The organism is Aminobacterium thunnarium (assembly GCF_055390565.1).
Genome location: NZ_AP042412.1, coordinates 499,916 through 519,748, shown reverse-complemented (window position 1 = coordinate 519,748; position 19,833 = coordinate 499,916). Strand labels below are relative to the sequence as shown.

Sequence of the window (19,833 nt, the reverse complement as noted above, 5' to 3'; positions counted from 1 at the left end):
GGGGGATAGTGCCTTTTATTGTACATGGCAGAACTCTCTCTGTCATCATAAAAAAAGGCGGCTTTACGAGAGCGATTTTTTATATAAGCTGTTTTTCTTGCTACAAGCTGCTACACTGTGTTTAAATAAGAAAAAATTCTTCTTCAGTCAGCTTATATCCGATAAGCATTGTGGTCATTCCACCACCAGAACGTGGTCGTTTCCGTTCTACACGAGCGATAGCTGTTAAGGCTTGTTTGAAGTTTCTTGCATTCTCCGAATAACATCCATTGGCACTGCACCAACGCTGATACCGGGCATACACTTCGGATGTCCGCACCTCACTGTTAGGACTTTCCTCCAAGGCATCCTCGAAAAATAATGCTATTTTATCGCTGTCACGCTTATAAGCCTCCGTTGCTGTCTTAACGGAATCAGGTAAAGTCAAGCCCTCCTTCTTTAACAGCTGATAGCCTTCAATTAGCCAGTTGAGGATAGCACTCTGATTCTTCGGTTTGGCGAATTCGCGTTTTAAGTTTTTATCCTGCTCGTTTTCATCGAAGTGTCGTTCAAAAGGGATAATCACCACTCTGCCACTGGAAAACAGTGTCATATCCGTAATAACGGGCAGATAATTGGTGTTGATATACAGCTTAAACTTTGGTGAAAAGTCAAAAGAATTCTCATGTAGAAACCTTGCATTGATGGTGTCACCACCTGTCATGCTTTTTACCTGTGCAGCATTTAGGACAAGTCCTCTGCTAGGTTCGGAGATATTCACAAAGCGTACTCCTGCAAGCCGGGCAATATCTTCACTTGGACTTGAACTGTTATTGTTCTTTTTCAGACTGATAGTCTCCGGCCTTGCGGTACAGCCATAACTGCCTAATACCTTAAGAACGCTCTCACATAGCGTACCTTTACCATTTCGAGTTGTAGCACCATAGAGAACAAACAGGCATTCATACCGAGTGTCTCCGCTGATACTGTAGCCAAAGGCTTTTTGGAGGAATTTTGCCTTTTCCTCATCTCCGCTCATAATCTCATGAATAAATCTATCCCATCGCTCACTTTTTGCTTCTGGGTCATATTTAACGCCAGATATCTTTGTAAGTCTGTCCTCGCTGTTGTGGGGACGAAAACCCATGGATATTAAAAACAAGGTTCCATTGGCACAGTTGAGCATAAGCGGGTCTTGGTCAAATTCAGCCATTGATATGGGATATACGCTCTGTGCATCTTTAAGTACCGTTTCTCGGTATCTTCTTGACTGCCACTTTCGGCAATAGTCAATGTATGCCTTTCTTTGATGTTCATCCTGAATAGTCAAAGCATAGGTTAGCAGTTGGTTAGCCAATGATTTACACATTTCCATCACTTTGAGATTACCGACATCAGGAATCCAAATGCCATTCGCATAGCAAAACCACATCTTCCTTTCGGGAACAAAGCGGGCAAAAGACTTATAATAATCAGCAAACAGCCTGCTTGCCCCAATATCCGTCCAAGGGTAGCGATCGTTACTCTCAGGCTTAAAGCCAGTAAGAGAACATTCACCAAAATCCTCTGTAGCTGATGAATGTATACCACCCGGTTTGTATATCTCAGTAGCATTTGCGATTGCTTTTTCTATGGTTATTATTCCATAAGTACTGCCAGACTGTGGTCTATTCCATTTATCCCGCATTAGGCCGCTCTGCCGGAATAGTCTGTCCATCTGTCCAATATCCCTGCCACACCAAAATGCCAGCATACCGCAAAGTGCCAAATCAGCTTCACTGGCAGAAGCATAGCCTGATGTATCCCCTTGCCATAATGCTTTGAACCTTTCTCCATTTGCCGATTTTAAAGCCTTCTCAATAACAGACTTGTCAGACAGATATGATTGACTTTCTGTATCCAGAAGTTGCTTCACAGTGGTAGGACGTAGCATATACTTGTCTAGTATCATCTGTAGTTCATTCGATTTCTCCGCTATATCACCATCTGCATATACATTGCCTGTTACGGTAACAAAACGATTTGTTGCTCCGCCCACATAGACCTCAACTCCCAGCTTTCTGTTGCTGATATAGTATTTTGTTTTGTCAAAGTTAAAGCCTGTGGCCTTAAAGAAAATATGAAGCCCTTTTTCAGATGGACTGTGTTCCATATAACAACCACTAAAAGCCTCTACAACAATTTGGGTAACAGGCTTAAGCTTACCACCACTATCAAAGCAATCATCTAAGTCGATAACACATATGTCATTACCCACCAAAAATCCGATACCATCATAATCACTTATAGCAGCTACCGCCGAACTAAAATCTTTGAATGTACCACGTTGATTTGGTTTTGCCCTTTTTCTCGTTACTGGGTTATAGGGAACTTTGGTCTTTTTACCACTTCGCTCTTCATATTTCCAACAGCAAAACTGTGGCTTATCTTTAAGCATCTGCGGCAAGTTATCATATTGTGTTTTCAGTTATTTCACCTCCTTGCCTTTTATAAATGACCCGAAACGCTACTGTTCCAGAGGGTTTGCCTTGTTTGACACAACCTCGTTATCTTTCAAGGAATACGCTCGGAATTATCGTCATGGCATATTCTGCTTGAAGTATCTCTTGCATTTCGGGGTATTCAGTTGTCAAGGATCAGTGAGAGAAAAACTATGCTTTTATTGGGGGATTATTTTTCTTCTCACCTTATAGCCTTGGTAGAACACATTAGTTGAGGATTTTAGAAAAATATTTTCCATCCTCATTCATAAGCGAAGAATTCTATTGATTCGAACCCCTTAAAATAAAAAAACAGCCTGTCTGTTTTCCAGAAAAGACGGCTGTAATGCATATGCTTTTGCTCAAATTTGAGCGAAAGTGGCATTAAATTTAAGAAGGCTGAATGTTATAACTTTGCCTTTGGTTTTACAAATAGACTTAAAGACTTTTTTGTCTAAAAGTATTTATTTGAATAAAAGAGAAAAATGAAAGGCATACACAACTATCATTATCTTTGTTAACATTGTAAAATTACTTCACAAACACAGAATAATCATGTTGTTTTTGAAGGAAATGTGCTATAATGGAAAAAACATATATAAAGAGGTGACCAAGATGACCGTTAGCTATAAAAAGCTTTGGAAATTGTTGATAGACCGCGATATGAAGAAGAAAGATTTGCAAGCTGCTGCGGGAATAAGTCCATCGTCAATTTCAAAGCTTTCTAAAAACGAATATGTCAGTATGGATGTTCTTGTAAAGGTTTGTACGGCACTTGGCGTTGATTTTAAAGATATCATGGAATTAGTGCCTAATATGGTTGAAGAAAGGGAGTAGAGTTATGGAAAACAACAGAAAAGAACAGGAACGGGCGGAATTACACCGCACGATACGGAATATGGCAAATGATATAAGAGGCAGTGTAGATGGATGGGACTTTAAGCAATATGTTCTAGGTATGCTGTTTTACCGCTACATATCTGAAAATATTACCGCCTATATTAACGCCGGAGAATGGGAAGCTGGCAATACGGAATTTGATTATGCCAAGCTATCCGACGAAGAAGCAGAACAGGCACGAGAGGATTTAGTTAAGACAAAAGGCTTCTTTATTTTACCCAGCGAGCTTTTTGAAAATGTCCGGACTCGTGCAAAGGACGATGAAAACTTAAATGAAACACTGGAACAGATTTTCAGTAATATAGAAGCATCTGCGCAAGGAACAGAGAGTGAAGACAATTTCAAAGGTCTGTTTGACGATATTGATGTTAACAGCAATAAGCTGGGTAACACTGTAGTAAAGCGTAATGAAAAGCTGGTTAAGCTAATGAATTCTGTTGGAGAAATGAAGCTGGGAGATTACAAAGACAATACCATAGATGCATTCGGTGATGCTTATGAATTTTTAATGGGTATGTATGCATCCAATGCAGGAAAAAGTGGTGGTGAATACTATACGCCGCAGGAGGTTTCTGAACTCCTTACCCACTTAACATTAGTAGGAAAAACTGAAGTCAACAAGGTATATGACCCCGCCTGCGGTTCTGGCTCTCTACTGCTAAAGTTTGCAAAAATCTTAGGAAAAGAAAATGTACGTCAAGGTTTCTTCGGTCAAGAAATCAACATTACAACCTACAACCTGTGCAGAATTAATATGTTCCTGCACGATATTGATTATGACAAATTTGATATTGCCCTTGGGGACACTCTAACAGATCCGCAACATTGGGATGACGAGCCTTTTGAAGCCATTGTATCAAATCCACCTTACTCCATTAAATGGAAGGGCGACAATGATCCTATTTTGATAAATGACCCCCGTTTTTCTCCAGCGGGAGTATTGGCTCCTAAATCCAAGGCAGACCTTGCTTTTATTATGCATAGTCTTTCTTGGCTTGCAACAAACGGAACAGCGGCTATTGTATGTTTCCCCGGTGTAATGTACCGCGGTGGTGCTGAAAAGAAAATCAGACAATACCTGATTGATAATAACTATATCGACTGTATCATTCAGTTACCGGATAACTTGTTCTATGGTACTAGCATTGCTACCTGCATTATGGTGCTGAAGAAGTCTAAATCAGAAAATAGTACCTTATTTATCGATGCATCAAAGGAATTTGTCAAGGTTACAAATAACAACAAACTAACACAAGAAAATATTGAGACCATTCTTAACGCATTCAAAGATAGAAAAGATATTGAGCATTTTGCTAGGCTTGTGCCAAACAGCGAAATTGCTGAAAAGGATTATAACCTGTCTGTTTCAACTTATGTGGAACAGGAGGATACAAGGGAAAAGATTGATATTGTTGCTCTTAATGCTGAGATAGAAAAGATTGTGGCGAGAGAGCAGATTTTAAGGGAAGAAATAGATAAGATTATTGCGGAAATTGAGGTGGGCAAATGAGTAGATTGGATGAGTTAATTACTGAACTTTGCCCGGATGGGGTTGAGTATGTAGCAATGAAAGATATTAAAGAAGAGTCTTTTTGGTTAATGCCAGCCACACCTAATTTTATTTCAGAAGGTATACCATATATTACATCAAAAAACATAAAGAATGGATCAATTGATTTCACAGATGTAAAATATATTTCACAATGTGATTTTGAAACTATAACATCTAATAGAAAAATTAAAGAGAATGATTTATTGATTACAATGATAGGAACTATTGGTGAAGCGGCATTTGTAGATAGTAATACAGAGTTCTATGGTCAAAATATGTATTTAATTAGGCTAGATAGCACAAAAGTTGATAGATTTTATTTTTATTACTATGTCACTTCTCCTATTGTTAGAAGCAAATTAGTCTCAAAAAAAAATGCATCGAGTCAAGGATATATAAAGGCTGGCAGTTTAGAAAATTTAAAAATTCCCCTCCCTCCACTGCCTGTTCAGCAGGAAATTGTCCGTATTCTGGACAATTTTACAGAGCTTACAGCAGAGCTTACAGCAGAGCTTACAGCAGAGCTTACAGCAAGAAGAAAACAGTATGAGTATTATAGGGATTTTCTGTTGACGTTTGGTGATGATGTGCCAAGACTTGCTATAAGTGATCTTTTAATACGTACAAAGGGAACAAATATAACAGCACAAAAAATGAGACAATTACATAAAGAGAATGGTGAAGTACGAATATTTGCTGGTGGTAAAACTTATGCGGATGTTGATTTTAAAGATATCCCAAAAAAAGATATTAATTTAAACCCTTCTATAATTGTTAAGTCACGTGGAATTATTGAATTTGAGTATTATGATAAGCCATTTAGCCATAAAAATGAATTCTGGTCATATTATAGTGAAAATAAAAATGTCAATATTAAATTTGTATACTATTATCTTTCAAAAAATGCGAACTATTTTCAACGTATAGCTAATAATATGCAAATGCCACAAATATCAATTCCTGTAACAGATAAATATAAAGTTCCCCTCCCTCCTATAAAAGAGCAGGAATGCATCGTTAGCATCCTTGATCGTTTTGACGCTTTGTGTAACGACTTAACTAGCGGCATTCCTGCCGAAATCGAAGCTAGGCAAAAGCAATATGAATATTACAGAGATAAACTTTTATCTTTCAAGGAGGTGACGGCATGAGTATATACAACATTGTTGCAAGTACTGATGAAGCAACAGTTGTTGCCGAATACGCAGCTGAATACAATGTCCGTCCTGAAAAGTATCAAAGCGAGGCGGAACTTGAGCGGGAGTTTATTAGGCAACTGACTTCCCAAGGATATGAATATATTTCAGTGCACAATGAAGCTGCATTGACAGAAAATCTCCGAAAGCAACTTGAACTGCTTAATGATTTTACATTTACTGATAGTGAATGGGATAAATTTTTCACAGAATGTATTGCCAATACAAATGAAGGAATTGTTGAAAAGACCAGAAAAATTCAGGATGACCATATCCAGATTCTAAAACGTGAAGATGGAACAACAAAGAACATATACCTTTTGGATAAAAAGAATATCCATAACAATCGCTTGCAGGTTATTAATCAATACGAAGAAGCAGGCGGCAAGCATGAAACTCGATATGATGTAACAATCCTTGTAAATGGACTTCCACTGGTTCATGTGGAGTTAAAGAGGCGCGGTGTTGCTATCCGAGAAGCCTTCAACCAGATAAAAAGATACCAGCGTGACAGCTTTTGGGCATCTTCTGGTTTATTTGAGTATGTACAAATATTCGTAATCTCCAATGGCACTCATACAAAGTATTATAGTAACACCACAAGAAATGCTCATATCAAGGAGCAAAATAGCAGTGAACGTCGAAGAAGCAAAAAAACAAGCAACAGCTTTGAGTTTACCAGCTTTTGGGCAGATGCAAATAACAAAATTATTCCTGACTTTGTGGACTTTACTAAAACATTTTTTGCCAAGCATACCCTTTTAAACATTCTAACAAAATATTGTATCTTTACATCTGAAGATCTGCTTCTTGTAATGCGTCCTTATCAAATAGCTGCTGCAGAACGTATATTATCACGTATTGTAGTATCAACCAACTACAAGAAGATGGGCACAACTGCAGCTGGAGGATATATTTGGCATACAACAGGCTCTGGTAAGACATTGACCAGTTTTAAGACAGCCCAATTAGCTTCTGCCTTGCCTTACATAGACAAGGTACTGTTTGTTGTTGACCGTAAAGACCTAGACTATCAGACGATGAAGGAATATGACCGTTTTGAAAAGGGGGCAGCTAACGGTAATACGTCCACAAGAGTTCTTCAAAGACAATTGGAGGACAGGGATGAAAAAGGAAATCCTCATGAATACAAAATCATTGTAACCACTATTCAGAAGTTGGATATATTTATACGTAAAAACAAACAGCATGATATTTACAAGAAACATGTGGTATTGATTTTTGATGAGTGTCACCGTTCCCAATTTGGTGAAATGCATCAAGCTATTACGAAGAGCTTTAAGAACTATCATATCTTCGGCTTTACGGGAACCCCAATTTTTGCTGCCAATGCCAGTTCAGGAGGTAACCCACTGCTTCGTACAACAGAGCAGGCTTTTGGAGAAAAGCTACATACTTATACCATTGTAGATGCCATCAATGATGGGAATGTTCTGCCTTTTAGAATAGATTTTATCAATACCATTAAGATGCCTGATTACGTTAATGATAAAAAAGTCTATAGCATAGATAGAGAAAAAGCCTTAGCAGATCCACAGCGAATCAGTGAAATTGTTTCTTACGTTCTTGAACACTTTGATCAAAAGACGAAGCGCAATAGTTATTACACATTCTCTGCGAAATGGGAAGAAGCAGATAAGCACAACCCTAAAAAGATGATAGAAAAGCGTGAAACAAGGCGAGTTGCCGGTTTCAACTCCATATTTGCTGCTGCATCCATCCCAATGGCAATCAGATACTATAATGAGTTTAAGAAGCAGATAGCGGAAAAGAACCGTAACCTTACCATTGCAACTATTTTCAGTTTTAGTGCAAATGAAGAAGAGCCAGATGGACTGCTTCCTGAAGAGGATTTTAATATGGAAAACCTCGACCAGAGCTCTAGAGATTTTCTTGATGCGGCTATCCGAGATTACAATTCCACATTTAGTACGAATTACGATACTTCCTCGGATAAGTTTCAAAATTATTATAAAGACCTCTCTCTTCGTGTAAAGAATCGGGAGATCGATATATTGATTGTTGTTAATATGTTCCTGACAGGCTTTGATGCAACAACCTTGAATACGCTATGGGTAGATAAAAATCTGCGGCAACATGGACTTATTCAGGCTTTTTCAAGAACTAACCGCATCTTAAACAGCGTTAAGACCTATGGTAATATCGTTTGCTTTAGAGATTTGAAAGAAGAAACAGATAAAGCTATTGCACTATTCGGCAATAAGGATGCTGGCGGTATTGTACTGCTAAAAACATACGAAGAATACTATAACGGCTATGATGACAAAGGTGAGTATAAGCCGGGCTATGCTGAACTGATTGCAACCCTTACAACACAGTATCCCCTTGGACAACCTATTCTAGGAGAAGAAGCTGAAAAAGACTTTATACGGCTATATGGAGCAATACTTCGACTCAGAAATATTCTTACTTCCTTCGATGACTTTGAAGGAAACGAGATTTTATCTGAAAGGGATTTTCAGGACTATCAGAGCATTTATATTGACCTGTATCAGGAATATAGAAAAGGTGCTGATGGTGACAAAGAAACTATCAATGATGACATAGTTTTCGAGATTGAACTGGTCAAACAGATAGAGGTAAATATTGACTACATCCTTATGCTTGTAGCCAAATATCAACAATCCAACTGCAAGGATAAAACCATTCTTACGACCATTGATAAGGCTATCAATTCGAGTATTGAACTTCGAAGTAAGAAAGAACTTATCGAGCGTTTTATTGAGCAAGTCAATGTATCGACCAAAGTGGATGAGGATTGGCGCAAATTCCTCCACGAGCGTAAAGAAGCGGATATTACAGCAATTATAGAAGAAGAAAGATTAAAGCCTGAAGAAACCCGCCGATTCATCGACAATGCTTTCCGAGATGGAATGCTTAAAACAACCGGTACAGCCATTGATAAAATTATGCCACCTGTATCTCGCTTTGGCGGAGGCAGAGCCGCGAAAAAGCAAGGAATTATCGAAAAACTAATGTTATTCTTTGAGAAGTATTTAGGGTTGGTGTAATAATGATATTGAGAGGTGGATAATGGATACAAATGAGTTGATATTAAGAGTAGCTGAAGCATTAGAAAAACAAATGGCCTTTCCTCAGTGGGATACAATTATTCAAATATTTTCAGTTGTTGCTGCTTGGATTACGATACTATTTCTTCTAATTGAACGTAAAAACAAAGAACGGCCTTACCTTCAAGTTTCTTTCGAACTGGTCAGATCTTCACTTGCTTGCCTGGTCATAAGAAATGTTGGGGAATGCCCTCTTGAGGTTTCTTCAATAAAACTAAGTGAAGAATTTGTAAAACAACTACCTCAAAAAACTCAGGAGCGTGTTGCTAGCCTTGAAAAATCAGAAATTAAGATTTTCTCAAAGCGCTTTTATGTTTTTTCATTGGACGTTATTACTGGAACAATTATTAAGGATTATAATATCAAAAAATTGACAATAGATTACAAATACAAAAAGCTTGGCAAGTACCGCAAAAAATATAAAGAGCAAACAACAATAGATTTTTCTCAATATGCTACTATGCTAATCTATATTTCAGAGATAGATGAGTTGAAAGGCAGTGTGGACAATCTTTTGAAAGAGGTAAAAGAAATCAAAAAACTTATACCATCTACCAAAATTGGCGATACTCATGCATCCAAGATTACAGAATAAAGCAAATTGGACATATTGTATTAAATCCAAGGCTGCATTAATAAAATTTTATCCTAACGATTTGAAGCAAAAGACCAGTCACAATCAAGCATTCATGCCAGATTGTGACTGGTCTCTTTTTGTCCCGCTTGAAGCTGTTCACTTAAGTTTTTATTCAATCCCTAAGTGAACGCTTCTTACTGCCGCCTTTTTTTCTTTCTTTTGTTTTTTGGGAGTCTTTCTACTTTTGACCGTAATCTCTCCGTTACTCAAACCGATAAAAACCTGACTCCCCCGTTTAACTTTTCCTTCAAGAAGAAGATCAGCTAATCGGTCCTCAATAAGCTGTTGTATTTTACGGCGCAAAGGTCTGGCTCCAAACTTAGGGTTGTAACCCTTTTCAAGAATAAACCCCTTCGCCTCTTCACTTACATTGATATCGATATCGTGGACTAACAGTCTCTTTTTAATCTCATTTAACATAATATCGACTATAGACAACATTTCTTTTTTGTTCAAAGGTCTGAAGACAACCATTTCATCAATACGATTTATAAATTCTGGTCTAAATGTTTTCTGAACAGCATCTAAAATATATGATTTTGTTTTGCTCCAATCAAAATAGCCGTCTGTCTCTTCAGTTACAGAAAAGCCCAGAGACGTACCTTTTGCTAGTTCCTTAGCTCCAACATTACTTGTCATAATAATGACAGCATTTCTGAAATCTACTGTATGTCCCTGACCATCTGTAAGTCGCCCATCTTCAAGAATCTGAAGTAAGGTATTAAAAATGTCTTCATGAGCTTTTTCTATTTCGTCGAAAAGGACAACTGAGTATGGACGACGCCTTATCGCTTCTGTTAGTTTTCCACCTTCATCGTAGCCCACATAGCCAGGAGGAGCTCCTATAAGTTTACCAACCTCATGGCGTTCCATAAATTCACTCATGTCCAAGCGAATCATGGCTTCTTCACTTCCAAAAAGAAACTCGGCCAATCTTCTGGCTAACTCCGTCTTTCCGACACCAGTGGGACCAAGGAAAAGAAAACTTCCTACAGGACGTCGAGGATCTTTCATTCCACTTCTTGCACGTCGTATAGCTCTTGAAACAGCATTAACAGCCTCATCCTGCCCAATAAGCTGGCGATGAATTTCCTCTTCCATTCGAAGTAATCGATGAGATTCTTCCTCTGTCAATTGCGCCACAGGAATATTTGTCCATTCGCTTACAATCGTCGCGATATCATCAAAACCAACAAGAGGCTTTTCTTGGTGTCTTCTTGATTGCCAGTTTTTCTTATTCATTTCAAGTTCTTCAGATATCTGACGCTCGGTATCACGTAAACGTGCTGCCTTTTCAAATTCCTGTGATGTTACTGCCGCCTCTTTTTCCTTACGAACTTCTTCAAGATGATATTCTATATCTTTCAACTCTGCAGGAATTTCCATAGTTTTAAGCCGGGCACGAGCCGCTGCTTCATCGATAAGATCAATCGCCTTGTCGGGAAGAAAACGATCCGTAATGTAGCGGGATGAAAGTCGAGCCGCTGCTACAAGTGCATCGTCAGCAATATTTACTCTATGGTGAGATTCGTATCGATCTCGAAGCCCCTCAAGAATATGCACCGTATCATCGATAGAAGGTTCATCAACAAAAACAGGCTGGAAACGGCGTTCAAGGGCCGCATCCTTTTCTATATATTTTCTATACTCTTCAAGAGTTGTTGCGCCTATAACTTGAAATTCTCCTCGAGACAAACTCGGCTTAAGAATATTAGCCGCATCAACAGCCCCTTCAGCTCCACCAGCTCCAATTATTGTGTGAATCTCGTCAATAAAGATGATAATATCTCCAGCCTCTCGAAGTTCCTTCAAAAGCTTCCTCATTCGCTCTTCGAATTCACCTCTATACTTCGTGCCTGCAACGAGATTACCCATATTCAGCTGAACTATTTTTTTCCCTCGCAAAATTTCTGCGATATTACCATCGTTTATCTTTTGCGCGAGTCCTTCAACAATAGCTGTTTTTCCTACTCCTGGATCGCCAAGAAGAATAGGATTGTTCTTTGTGCGTCTCGCAAGAATTTGAATAACTCTCTGAATTTCTTTATCTCTGCCTATTACCGGATCTAATTCATCTTTCTTGCTTTTTTCAGACAAATCAACGCCTAGCTGATCAAGGGTCGGCGTTTTGCTGTTCATTCGATTCTGACCGTCTCCCAGCATTTCGGTTTGGGGCATTCCATCCGCCTCGTTATTGCTGATAAAACGTCCTATTTCTCGCTGTATTACCGTCATATCGATTCCCAAAGATAAAAGAATCTGTGCAGCAACACCTTCTCCTTCTGCCAAGAGACCAAGAAGAACATGCTCTGTTCCTACATAGTTAACCCCCATATTTCTAGCTTCTTTAATAGCGAGATCAAGCACCCTTTTAGCCCTAGGACTCAAGGGAAGATCAATAGGTTTCAAAATAGGTTGTCCTTTGCCTACAAGTTCTTCTATCTGACGGCGCACTTCTAAAAAATTGACACCTAATGAATTTAATACTTGAGCTGCAACTCCTTCGCCCTCTACTAAAAGCCCCAGAAGTATATGTTCTGTGCCAATCACATCATGCCCCATACGAAGAGCTTCTCTGTGAGCAAGCTGAACTACTTTTTTACCTCGTTCTGTAAAAAATTGCCACATAGCTTTTCATCCTTTCAAATGGTACTCCTTTAAGCAAGAGCAAGACCTCGAAGCATTCTTCTCAACACCTCTGCTTGCAAAGCGTTACGTTTATATGGTGAAACATCAAAATCAGACGTGGCCAGCTCATCAACAAAACGCATAGCAATTTCTATTAAAAGACGTTCTCTGGAAGAAAGAAGTTCTCTCTCTTGTAAAGCTGCTAATAATCTCTTAGCATCTTGCTCACTGATAGCATTTCCAACTATTTCATCAATATGATTAACCTTTTCTTCCGGCATATCGTAACAAATACGTACAATACGAATATATCCGTGTCCACCACGTTGGCTCTCTACAATGTAACCTCTTTCTGGAGTAAAACGACTTCTTAAAACATAATTAATCTGACTAGGAACGCAGCCAAAAATCTCTGCAAGATCCTTACGTCGTAGAGAAACTGCGTCTTCCTCTACTTCATCTTCAAAAAGTTTATTAATGTAATCTTCAATAATCTCAGTTAGGCTAGGCATAGCTGAAACCTCCTACACCAAATCGTTGGGTATTCTTATTGTAGAGGGATGGTCAACATTAGTCAAGATAGGCATCCTCTGTACAAAAGTGATCACTTTTCGCCAATTCTCGACTCTTCTCCGTGTTGCATTCGTTTTATATTTTCTCGATGGCGAAATGATGCTAATAAGGCCATGAAGAGAACAGCCAACACGTAGGAAGGTTTGAGTTTCAAAATTAAGAAAAAAACAGGGAGGCTAAACAACGATATAAGGGATGCCAATGACACATATCGTGACACTTTCATTACTCCATACCAGATTATTCCAGCAGTGAGTGCAGCGTATGAGCTATAGGGAGGAATCATAAAAAAGACAACTCCAAAAGTTGTTGCCACTCCTTTTCCCCCCTTAAAACCGAGCCATAAGGGGAAATTGTGACCACAAACGCTGGCGAAGGCAATTGCTGCAATAAGGGGGGGGCTTTCTACATTCATTACTCTTGCAAGAATCAAAACAACGCCACCCTTTATCATGTCAATCAACGTTACGGCTACAGCCCACTTTTTACCCATTCGACGCCCGACATTAGTCGCACCAATATTCCCTGAACCAAAATTTCGAATATCTTCGTTACGCAAAAGTTTTACGATAACATACCCAGTAGGGAACGAACCTGCCAAATACCCTACGAGAATCCATATCCAGCCAGACATTTTTACCTCCTCACAACAAAAGCATCAACAACAACAGACCCCTTTTTTTTAACAAAAACAGGGTTTATTTCTAACTGAACAAGCTGATCTTCTATGCACGCCAAATTAGAGAGACGAGCAACCATCTTAGCAAAGGCCGCAACATCATAACTAGGCCTGCCCCAGGCACCCTTTAAGAGGGAGTACCCCTTCAAATCTCGAATCATCGCCATAGCGTTTTCTTCATCTACAGGAGCTATTCGCAACACACTATCTCGAACGGCACTCGCATAAACGCCTCCCAGACCAACAGAAAGGACAGAGCCAAAGATAGTATCTCTTTTTATGGCCACAGTACATTCGATACCATCTTTAAGCATTTCCTGAACAAGAACACCTCTTATGTCAGCCTCTGGATTGGCCAAGCGAGCTTTTTCTAGAGTTCGCCCGTATGCATTCCTCAACTCTTCTTCGCTATTCAAGTTTAGAGCAATAATACGAGCTTCACTTTTATGAACGATATTAGGAGACATTACTTTGAGAGCAACAGGGTATCCAATCATTTCGGCAGCTTCAAGTGCTTCTTCCAAAGATTGACATAAGTACTCTCTCGTTACATCGATATTGTGGAAAGCAAGCAATCTCTTTGCATCATATTCTGTCATTTTTTGTGGCAATTTAGGAAGTAGATCCTCTCCTTTTATCACGCATTCCTCACAACTTACTGGCATCATTTTATCAAGAGATGGAACTGGAGCACTTAGACCGGCAAGTGCTCGAGCACACCTTCTAGGGCTGGTAAAGAATGGAATGCCTTCCTCATTCAACATTTCTTTAACTTCCTCTTCCTCAATATCTCCAATGGAACAACAAACTATAGGATGCGTTTTCTGGCGAGCTACATCAAGTAAAGCAGCCAAAATATTACGAACCTCTTCACCCTTGCTTTCAGTAAGTATTGCTGTAATTATATCCAGGTTTGGAGAATCCATAAGACGACGAAGAAGATACGATATATCCTCTGATCCTTCGGCACCAAGAGAAGCTAAATCGATAGGATTTTTAACGTAAACATTATCAGGAAGACTTTTCTTAAATTCTCTCTGTAAATCTTCGGGAATAGAGGGAACCTTCAGCCCCTCTTCAAAACAATTATCTGAAAATGTAATTCCGGCTCCTTGAGAAGGGGAAACAATAACAGTTTTTCGGCCATTCGGTGGTATAAATGAATTATAAACTCTTGCAAGGTCAACAATTTCATCCACATCTCGAAGAGGAAGTATTCCGAATTGTCTAAATGCAGCATTCCAAATTGAAGAATTTCCCGCAACAACAGAAACATGACTAGTAATAGCCTGGCGAGAAGATACATTAAGCCCGCCTTTAAGAACGCCTATCCGGACCCCTTTTATATTCGCGTCACGAGCCATTCTTAAAAAAGCAATTCCATCATGTAACCCTTCTAAGCAAAAAAGCAATAATTTTACAGAGGAATCCTTTAGTATCCATCTGCCAATATCCACTGTGTCAATATCGGCCGTGCCCCCAGTTGTTACAACATAACGGAAATTTGTTCCCGCCATCCTAGCAGCAGATGCGATAGCAAACCCCAAATCCCCGCTTTGAGATACGAGAGCAACTTTTCCACATTTATCTTCCCAGCTAAAACTTCCTTGAAAAGGAGAAATAACAACATTATGCTTTAAATTCATAAATCCCATAGAATCCGGGCCTAGAAGACATACTTTTTTCTCTTCCAAACGCTTGTTTACTCTATTGATATCTTCCTGACTCCAAATGCTACTTTGTTCTGAAGAAAGGAGCATAATATACGGAATTTTTTGTTCTGCACATATATCTATCCAAGGTAATACTCTCGGCAATGGGACATCTAAAACAGCCAAATCTGAAGATTTTACTGGCTCTGTGCCATCATGAACTTCAAAAATTTGCCCTGTAAATGCAGACTGCTTTAAAGTTTCTACTGCCCGAGCACACGCACCTCGCCACGCAGATCCCTCACCAATAAAAGTAACTGACTGAGGACTAAATAATCTATCCAAATTAGCATTGAACATTAGAGATCAGTCCTTCCTGATGCTCACATAGAAATAAGGGAGAGCTTGACGCCCTCCCTTATTATAATCAACTATGGGAAGAGAAAAATTAATCGACGAGACCTTTTATTCGATCCGAACCTTTTTTGACATTTAAAGCAACAAGATCTTTCTCTTGAAGCACATCCCATTTCATATTTAAAAGTAATAAAAACAAAGCAGAAAATCCATCAACACGCCAATTTGCGTTCTCTTTTTCAAAAGCTTTAACAATGGATTCCAACTGTTCCATACCGAGGCCGTTCTTGTGAATATCTTTGATAAAGCGATCTAAATCTTCTATTGTTTTTATTTCAGAAGCTTGCAACATATCATAAAGATATGTAAAGCTCTCAGCTAAATATTCTTCAGTTGGATAAAAAGCAGGGAAACCGGCTTTAACTGCATTTGCTGCCCATTCTTCCGCTATCTCTTTATGTTCTTTAAAATAATCTGCTAAATTTTGTTGAGAAAGAACCTGAGATTGCTTTTCCTCTTCTTGTACAGGCTCCGTTCGAGAAGGAGCAACAAGCACAGAAGAATCCTTCGCCGCATCCCACAAAGCTAAAAAGCCTTCGTCAGCTTCTTCAAGAAGTGCACTAAGCCGTATAAGTTTTCTTTTCAATTTCTTCTGCGTCAAAGTATCAGTGGCGGTGGTACTCACTTTGGGAGAAATTGTAGCCCATGCTTCTTGGATCACTGTCCGAACAAGCACTGTACACTTTAAATCTCTATATTTACTCCACTCCCGAAGTCTGCTCCGCTCATTTGAAAGAGAAACAACATATGAAATAGAAGGATACCCAAATCTTTCAGGGTCATTCACCAAACTTGACGTCGTAACTGAGTGGGCAAGATCTACAAGAAATTCTTGCTGCAATATCTTTTCCACATTACGTACGTCTTCTGGGAAATGGAGCAATATCCGCACCTGAGAAAGGTCTTGAAATGCTCCAAGCGAAGAAAGTTCACCTTCATCTCTCTTCGCTAACTCTGAAATAAATTCATCAGGGTTTTTCGCGCTGCCTTGAATTCCATACACCATTATATCTTCTTGCCCAATTAAATCTTGAACAAGATTCTTCACACGCATTGTAAATTCTTCGTAAAGAGAGAGCTTCTCTACGTAAGCTCTGCCCCATTCTTCAGCCTTCCGACCTTCCATACATTAATCACCGCCTGTTAATGTTAGATCATTTCGTCTTCTGCAAACCCGTTAGAGGTATTGCTCCTCCACCAGCTTCTGAAAATCAGAGGCCGTAAAGCCGTCTGTAGTATATATTAAGTCGCGCAACTTGAAAAGGACAATTTAGTTTTCAGGCCTTTTTAAGGCAATTTGCAAGAATTAAATGTAACCTCGCAATATATAAATTGTCTGGCGCGAGCTGTTTTGCTCTTTCAATGGCATCCCATGCCTCTTCTGGAAGACGAGATTGATAGGCAGCATGTGCTAAAAGAGAAGAATAGAAAGCTTCTTCTTGTTGGGCCTTTTCAGCTAAAGAAACGTTATTTTTCTTGTGTAAATCTTCCCAAGCTTGAGACATCATCATATATACTTTACGATCTATCAAATTGAGTTTAATGGCTCTACGCAACGTTTGCAAAGAGTCAAAATGATTATCTATAATTGGTTCTATCCATGTGGGCGTTGTTTTATATGGTATAGAAAGACTTCCGAAGAAGCGTACTTTTTCTATCTTGATTTCACTATTAAGCTCCTCAGTTGCTATTTTTTCCAAAGAAAAGATGTATTCCCACCCTGTACGGAGTAATTCTGCGAAATTCTGCGTTTTACTCAAATCAACCATACGTCGTACTAACTCTTCTGGTGAATTCTTTTTCATTTCAGCTTCAACAGAAAGTGCTAGTGGGCGAGGAGAATAAACAGGCACAATGCGAACCTTTTTCAATGGCTCACTTCTCAATATCTTCTTTTGGGGCTGTATCTCTTTTGTTTCACCGTTTGCATCACGCTGCTCTTCATGAGGCAAATTCTTCGATATTATATCGTCTATTCGGGTATAAAGATTAAATTCTTTATGAAGACCTGCCATCTTCTCAAGACAATACTTCCGTTCTTCTTGTGCTTCCCAATCTCTAGGATTGAGAAGAAGCACTTCTCTATAAATCTGTTCTGCTTCACTGTACGCCATCAATGAAAGAGCACGTTGGGCAGTTTTTTTCTTCTCGTTCGCCTGGGCTAAAATTTGTGATTCTTCCTCCAAGCGCTTTTCATCTTCCTCATGCATAGCAAGGATATCCTCTATGACCCTCTTCTGAGTAAGAGATTCCATATTCCCAGGCTCAAGCAATAAAATTTGGCTATAAGAATCTAAAGCCTTCTGCCAATCTTTCTGATCAAAGAAGCAACGAGCTATACCTAAAAGTGCAGGGATATTACTTTGCTCTATCCGAAGTACTTCTCTGTATGATTGCAGCGCTTTATCTCTAGATCCTAACGCATAGAGCAAATCTCCCAAACGAAGATACGCTTCACTATTATCTGGATCTACTCTCAATACCTTAAAATAAGCATCAACAGCCTCTCCTCGTTTACCTGTGTTCTCGAGAGTTTTGGCTATTGCTATTAAAGCTTCGGTGTTTTGTGGGTTTTTCTTTAAGACCTTTTGATAATAATTTAATGCTTGATTATACTCTTTTAATTCATAAAAATCGTGACCTTTAGAAAGCAACGTTTCAGGCGCAGTCAACGTTTTATACATATACAAACCAGCAGCAGCAGAAAGGGCCAAACCTAAAGCTAACGTTTTTTTCCCGCCCCAAAATGCCTCTTTATTTTTTTCATCTTCTAAATTTTCCGATATAAGTATTTTGGGTTCTGTTTCTGGCTCAATTTCTTTCTCTGGTTTTAATTCAAAATCATCTTCTGCTATAGACTCGTTTTTTTCTCCATTCTCAAACAGCGACTCAGCTTCTACGTTGATACTTTCTCTCTTCTCGTTTTGTCTTTCTTCTTCAATCTCAATTTGCAAATCTCCCCGTTCTTCAACGTCTGTTTCTACTTCGGAGAATGTTAATTCAAGTTCTGATTTTGATACATCTTTCTTTTCTTCTATTTCCTCTTCGTCACTTTCTGTTTTCGCAAGAGCAACAACAGGAAGGTCAAGAGGTGAATGTAAAGCTACTATAGGGAGCCCTAAATCATTATTCTTATGTTGAACGGTATCGCCACGAAGCCATTCTTCTAAACTTTTTTTCACCTCAAGAGCTCCTTTCTTAAAACATCAATTGCAATTTGAATCTTCATTAAAAAGTCTACCAACATTAACATCATACTGCAATCCCATTCGATGGGTTTTCTCCAGAATGTTCTGTATCCTTTTAATTATTCGATGTTTATGTGACCCGGCCCAGTATATTTGACCACATGATGGACATTGTGTAAATTCATCATAAAATATCCGAGTAAGAGGCTCTAATGAGTCTAGGATCTCCTTCTTTGGTACAGGGCAAAGAATTGCATTGCATAAGCTACACCTGCTAAAGGGGAGAAGCCATTTATACACATCATAAAATGTCAGAACTTCTACCAGCTGCGCCCATGGATTCTGCTCTCGAATAAGCCGACCATATACAACAATTTTTCTCTTCAAAAGAGAACGATCACGAGTTAAAACAATACGCTGCTCTTCCATAGAAATTTGGGCAATTTTTTCATCATGCCACTTGCTATTATACGCAGAATCAAGCCCCATAAGTCGAAGAAGGGCCCCTAATTTTGCCACATTAACGTCAATTATAAATCGTGGCATCGAGTAGGGATCAGGACGTAAAAGTGTTGCTTGTGTTACATCTACAGGAGGTAAAAAGGGAAGCACTTCAGCTTGGTCATCCATATCAAGGATAGAGTCAAAACCTGCTGACATGCCATTTATCTTTATTCCCCCCACTTCAGTATGAGGAACACCCAATGCTTCTATCGCATCTTTCACTGAGGTTCGCCTCTTTAATCTAAAGCTCAGTTTCGAAAGTTTCGATTCAGGTCTTTTTAAAAAATATATAAAAACATCAGAGAAAGAAATTTGTGCCCTCATCCCCATACTGA

Annotated in this window: 13 protein-coding genes; 5 read left to right on the top strand and 8 right to left on the bottom strand. The window is 39.0% G+C overall.

The genetic code is table 11. From position 1 onward, the window contains the following. Positions 1-121: 121 nt before the first annotated feature. Positions 122-2,416 (bottom strand): phage/plasmid primase, P4 family, encoded by a 2,295-nt coding sequence (locus ACZ5GY_RS02480; RefSeq protein ID WP_464112104.1) that lies wholly within the window; start codon positions 2,414-2,416, stop codon positions 122-124. A gap of 658 nt (positions 2,417-3,074) precedes the next feature. On the opposite strand from ACZ5GY_RS02480, the gene ACZ5GY_RS02475 reads away from it, so the two are divergent. The 5 genes from ACZ5GY_RS02475 to ACZ5GY_RS02455 are packed head-to-tail and all read left to right on the top strand — an operon-like array spanning position 3,075 to position 9,815. After that, positions 3,075-3,296: a helix-turn-helix domain-containing protein gene (locus ACZ5GY_RS02475; protein WP_013810668.1), complete on the top strand. Its 222-nt coding sequence runs from the start codon at positions 3,075-3,077 to the stop codon at positions 3,294-3,296. A gap of 4 nt (positions 3,297-3,300) precedes the next feature. Then, entirely contained in the window at positions 3,301-4,869 is a 1,569-nt protein-coding gene (locus ACZ5GY_RS02470; RefSeq protein ID WP_464111966.1) for a type I restriction-modification system subunit M, read from the top strand. After that, complete coding sequence (locus ACZ5GY_RS02465; protein WP_464111965.1) at positions 4,866-6,062, top strand: restriction endonuclease subunit S; 1,197 nt, start codon at positions 4,866-4,868, stop codon at positions 6,060-6,062. The genes ACZ5GY_RS02470 and ACZ5GY_RS02465 overlap by 4 nt, the downstream gene beginning before the upstream one ends. After that, positions 6,059-9,160, top strand: a complete 3,102-nt coding sequence (locus ACZ5GY_RS02460; RefSeq protein ID WP_464111964.1) for a type I restriction endonuclease subunit R — start codon at positions 6,059-6,061, stop codon at positions 9,158-9,160. Before ACZ5GY_RS02465 ends, ACZ5GY_RS02460 begins: the two co-directional genes overlap by 4 nt. Before the next feature lie 22 nt (positions 9,161-9,182). After that, positions 9,183-9,815 (top strand): hypothetical protein, encoded by a 633-nt coding sequence (locus tag ACZ5GY_RS02455; protein WP_213690304.1) that lies wholly within the window; start codon positions 9,183-9,185, stop codon positions 9,813-9,815. Positions 9,816-9,965: 150 nt separating this feature from the next. On the opposite strand, the gene ACZ5GY_RS02450 is transcribed toward ACZ5GY_RS02455, so the two are convergent. The 7 genes from ACZ5GY_RS02450 to ACZ5GY_RS02420 all read right to left on the bottom strand — a co-directional run bounded on the left by ACZ5GY_RS02450 (position 9,966) and on the right by ACZ5GY_RS02420 (position 19,822). Then, on the bottom strand, positions 9,966-12,485 hold the full coding sequence (locus tag ACZ5GY_RS02450) for an ATP-dependent Clp protease ATP-binding subunit (protein WP_464111963.1): 2,520 nt from the start codon (positions 12,483-12,485) through the stop codon (positions 9,966-9,968). A gap of 29 nt (positions 12,486-12,514) precedes the next feature. Further along, positions 12,515-12,997, bottom strand: coding sequence for a CtsR family transcriptional regulator (locus ACZ5GY_RS02445; protein ID WP_213690306.1), 483 nt, complete (start codon positions 12,995-12,997; stop codon positions 12,515-12,517). Between the two features lie 92 nt (positions 12,998-13,089). Beyond that, positions 13,090-13,692 (bottom strand): glycerol-3-phosphate 1-O-acyltransferase PlsY, encoded by a 603-nt coding sequence (gene plsY, locus ACZ5GY_RS02440; protein WP_464111962.1) that lies wholly within the window; start codon positions 13,690-13,692, stop codon positions 13,090-13,092. Between the two features lie 2 nt (positions 13,693-13,694). Then, positions 13,695-15,749 (bottom strand): acetate--CoA ligase family protein, encoded by a 2,055-nt coding sequence (locus ACZ5GY_RS02435; protein ID WP_213695812.1) that lies wholly within the window; start codon positions 15,747-15,749, stop codon positions 13,695-13,697. An 88-nt stretch (positions 15,750-15,837) separates the two neighbouring features. After that, on the bottom strand, positions 15,838-16,932 hold the full coding sequence (locus ACZ5GY_RS02430) for a hypothetical protein (protein ID WP_213699328.1): 1,095 nt from the start codon (positions 16,930-16,932) through the stop codon (positions 15,838-15,840). A gap of 151 nt (positions 16,933-17,083) precedes the next feature. Beyond that, positions 17,084-18,988 (bottom strand): tetratricopeptide repeat protein, encoded by a 1,905-nt coding sequence (locus tag ACZ5GY_RS02425; protein ID WP_213699327.1) that lies wholly within the window; start codon positions 18,986-18,988, stop codon positions 17,084-17,086. A 24-nt stretch (positions 18,989-19,012) separates the two neighbouring features. Further along, a complete protein-coding gene (locus ACZ5GY_RS02420; RefSeq protein ID WP_464112103.1) occupies positions 19,013-19,822 on the bottom strand; it encodes a Mut7-C RNAse domain-containing protein in 810 nt (269 codons plus the stop codon). Between the last annotated feature and the right edge of the window lie 11 nt (positions 19,823-19,833).

What these genes read in the sequence shown, in the direction of transcription:
- ACZ5GY_RS02460 (WP_464111964.1), top strand. Translation starts at nt 6,059, where the DNA reads ATGAGTATATACAACATTGTTGCAAGTACTGATGAAGCAACAGTTGTT.
- ACZ5GY_RS02465 (WP_464111965.1), top strand. Translation starts at nt 4,866, where the DNA reads ATGAGTAGATTGGATGAGTTAATTACTGAACTTTGCCCGGATGGGGTT.
- ACZ5GY_RS02445 (WP_213690306.1), bottom strand. Translation starts at nt 12,997, where the DNA reads ATGCCTAGCCTAACTGAGATTATTGAAGATTACATTAATAAACTTTTT.
- ACZ5GY_RS02420 (WP_464112103.1), bottom strand. Translation starts at nt 19,822, where the DNA reads ATGAGGGCACAAATTTCTTTCTCTGATGTTTTTATATATTTTTTAAAA.
- ACZ5GY_RS02430 (WP_213699328.1), bottom strand. Translation starts at nt 16,932, where the DNA reads ATGGAAGGTCGGAAGGCTGAAGAATGGGGCAGAGCTTACGTAGAGAAG.
- ACZ5GY_RS02475 (WP_013810668.1), top strand. Translation starts at nt 3,075, where the DNA reads ATGACCGTTAGCTATAAAAAGCTTTGGAAATTGTTGATAGACCGCGAT.
- ACZ5GY_RS02480 (WP_464112104.1), bottom strand. Translation starts at nt 2,416, where the DNA reads ATGCTTAAAGATAAGCCACAGTTTTGCTGTTGGAAATATGAAGAGCGA.
- ACZ5GY_RS02435 (WP_213695812.1), bottom strand. Translation starts at nt 15,749, where the DNA reads ATGTTCAATGCTAATTTGGATAGATTATTTAGTCCTCAGTCAGTTACT.
- ACZ5GY_RS02470 (WP_464111966.1), top strand. Translation starts at nt 3,301, where the DNA reads ATGGAAAACAACAGAAAAGAACAGGAACGGGCGGAATTACACCGCACG.
- plsY (WP_464111962.1), bottom strand. Translation starts at nt 13,692, where the DNA reads ATGTCTGGCTGGATATGGATTCTCGTAGGGTATTTGGCAGGTTCGTTC.
- ACZ5GY_RS02450 (WP_464111963.1), bottom strand. Translation starts at nt 12,485, where the DNA reads ATGTGGCAATTTTTTACAGAACGAGGTAAAAAAGTAGTTCAGCTTGCT.
- ACZ5GY_RS02455 (WP_213690304.1), top strand. Translation starts at nt 9,183, where the DNA reads ATGGATACAAATGAGTTGATATTAAGAGTAGCTGAAGCATTAGAAAAA.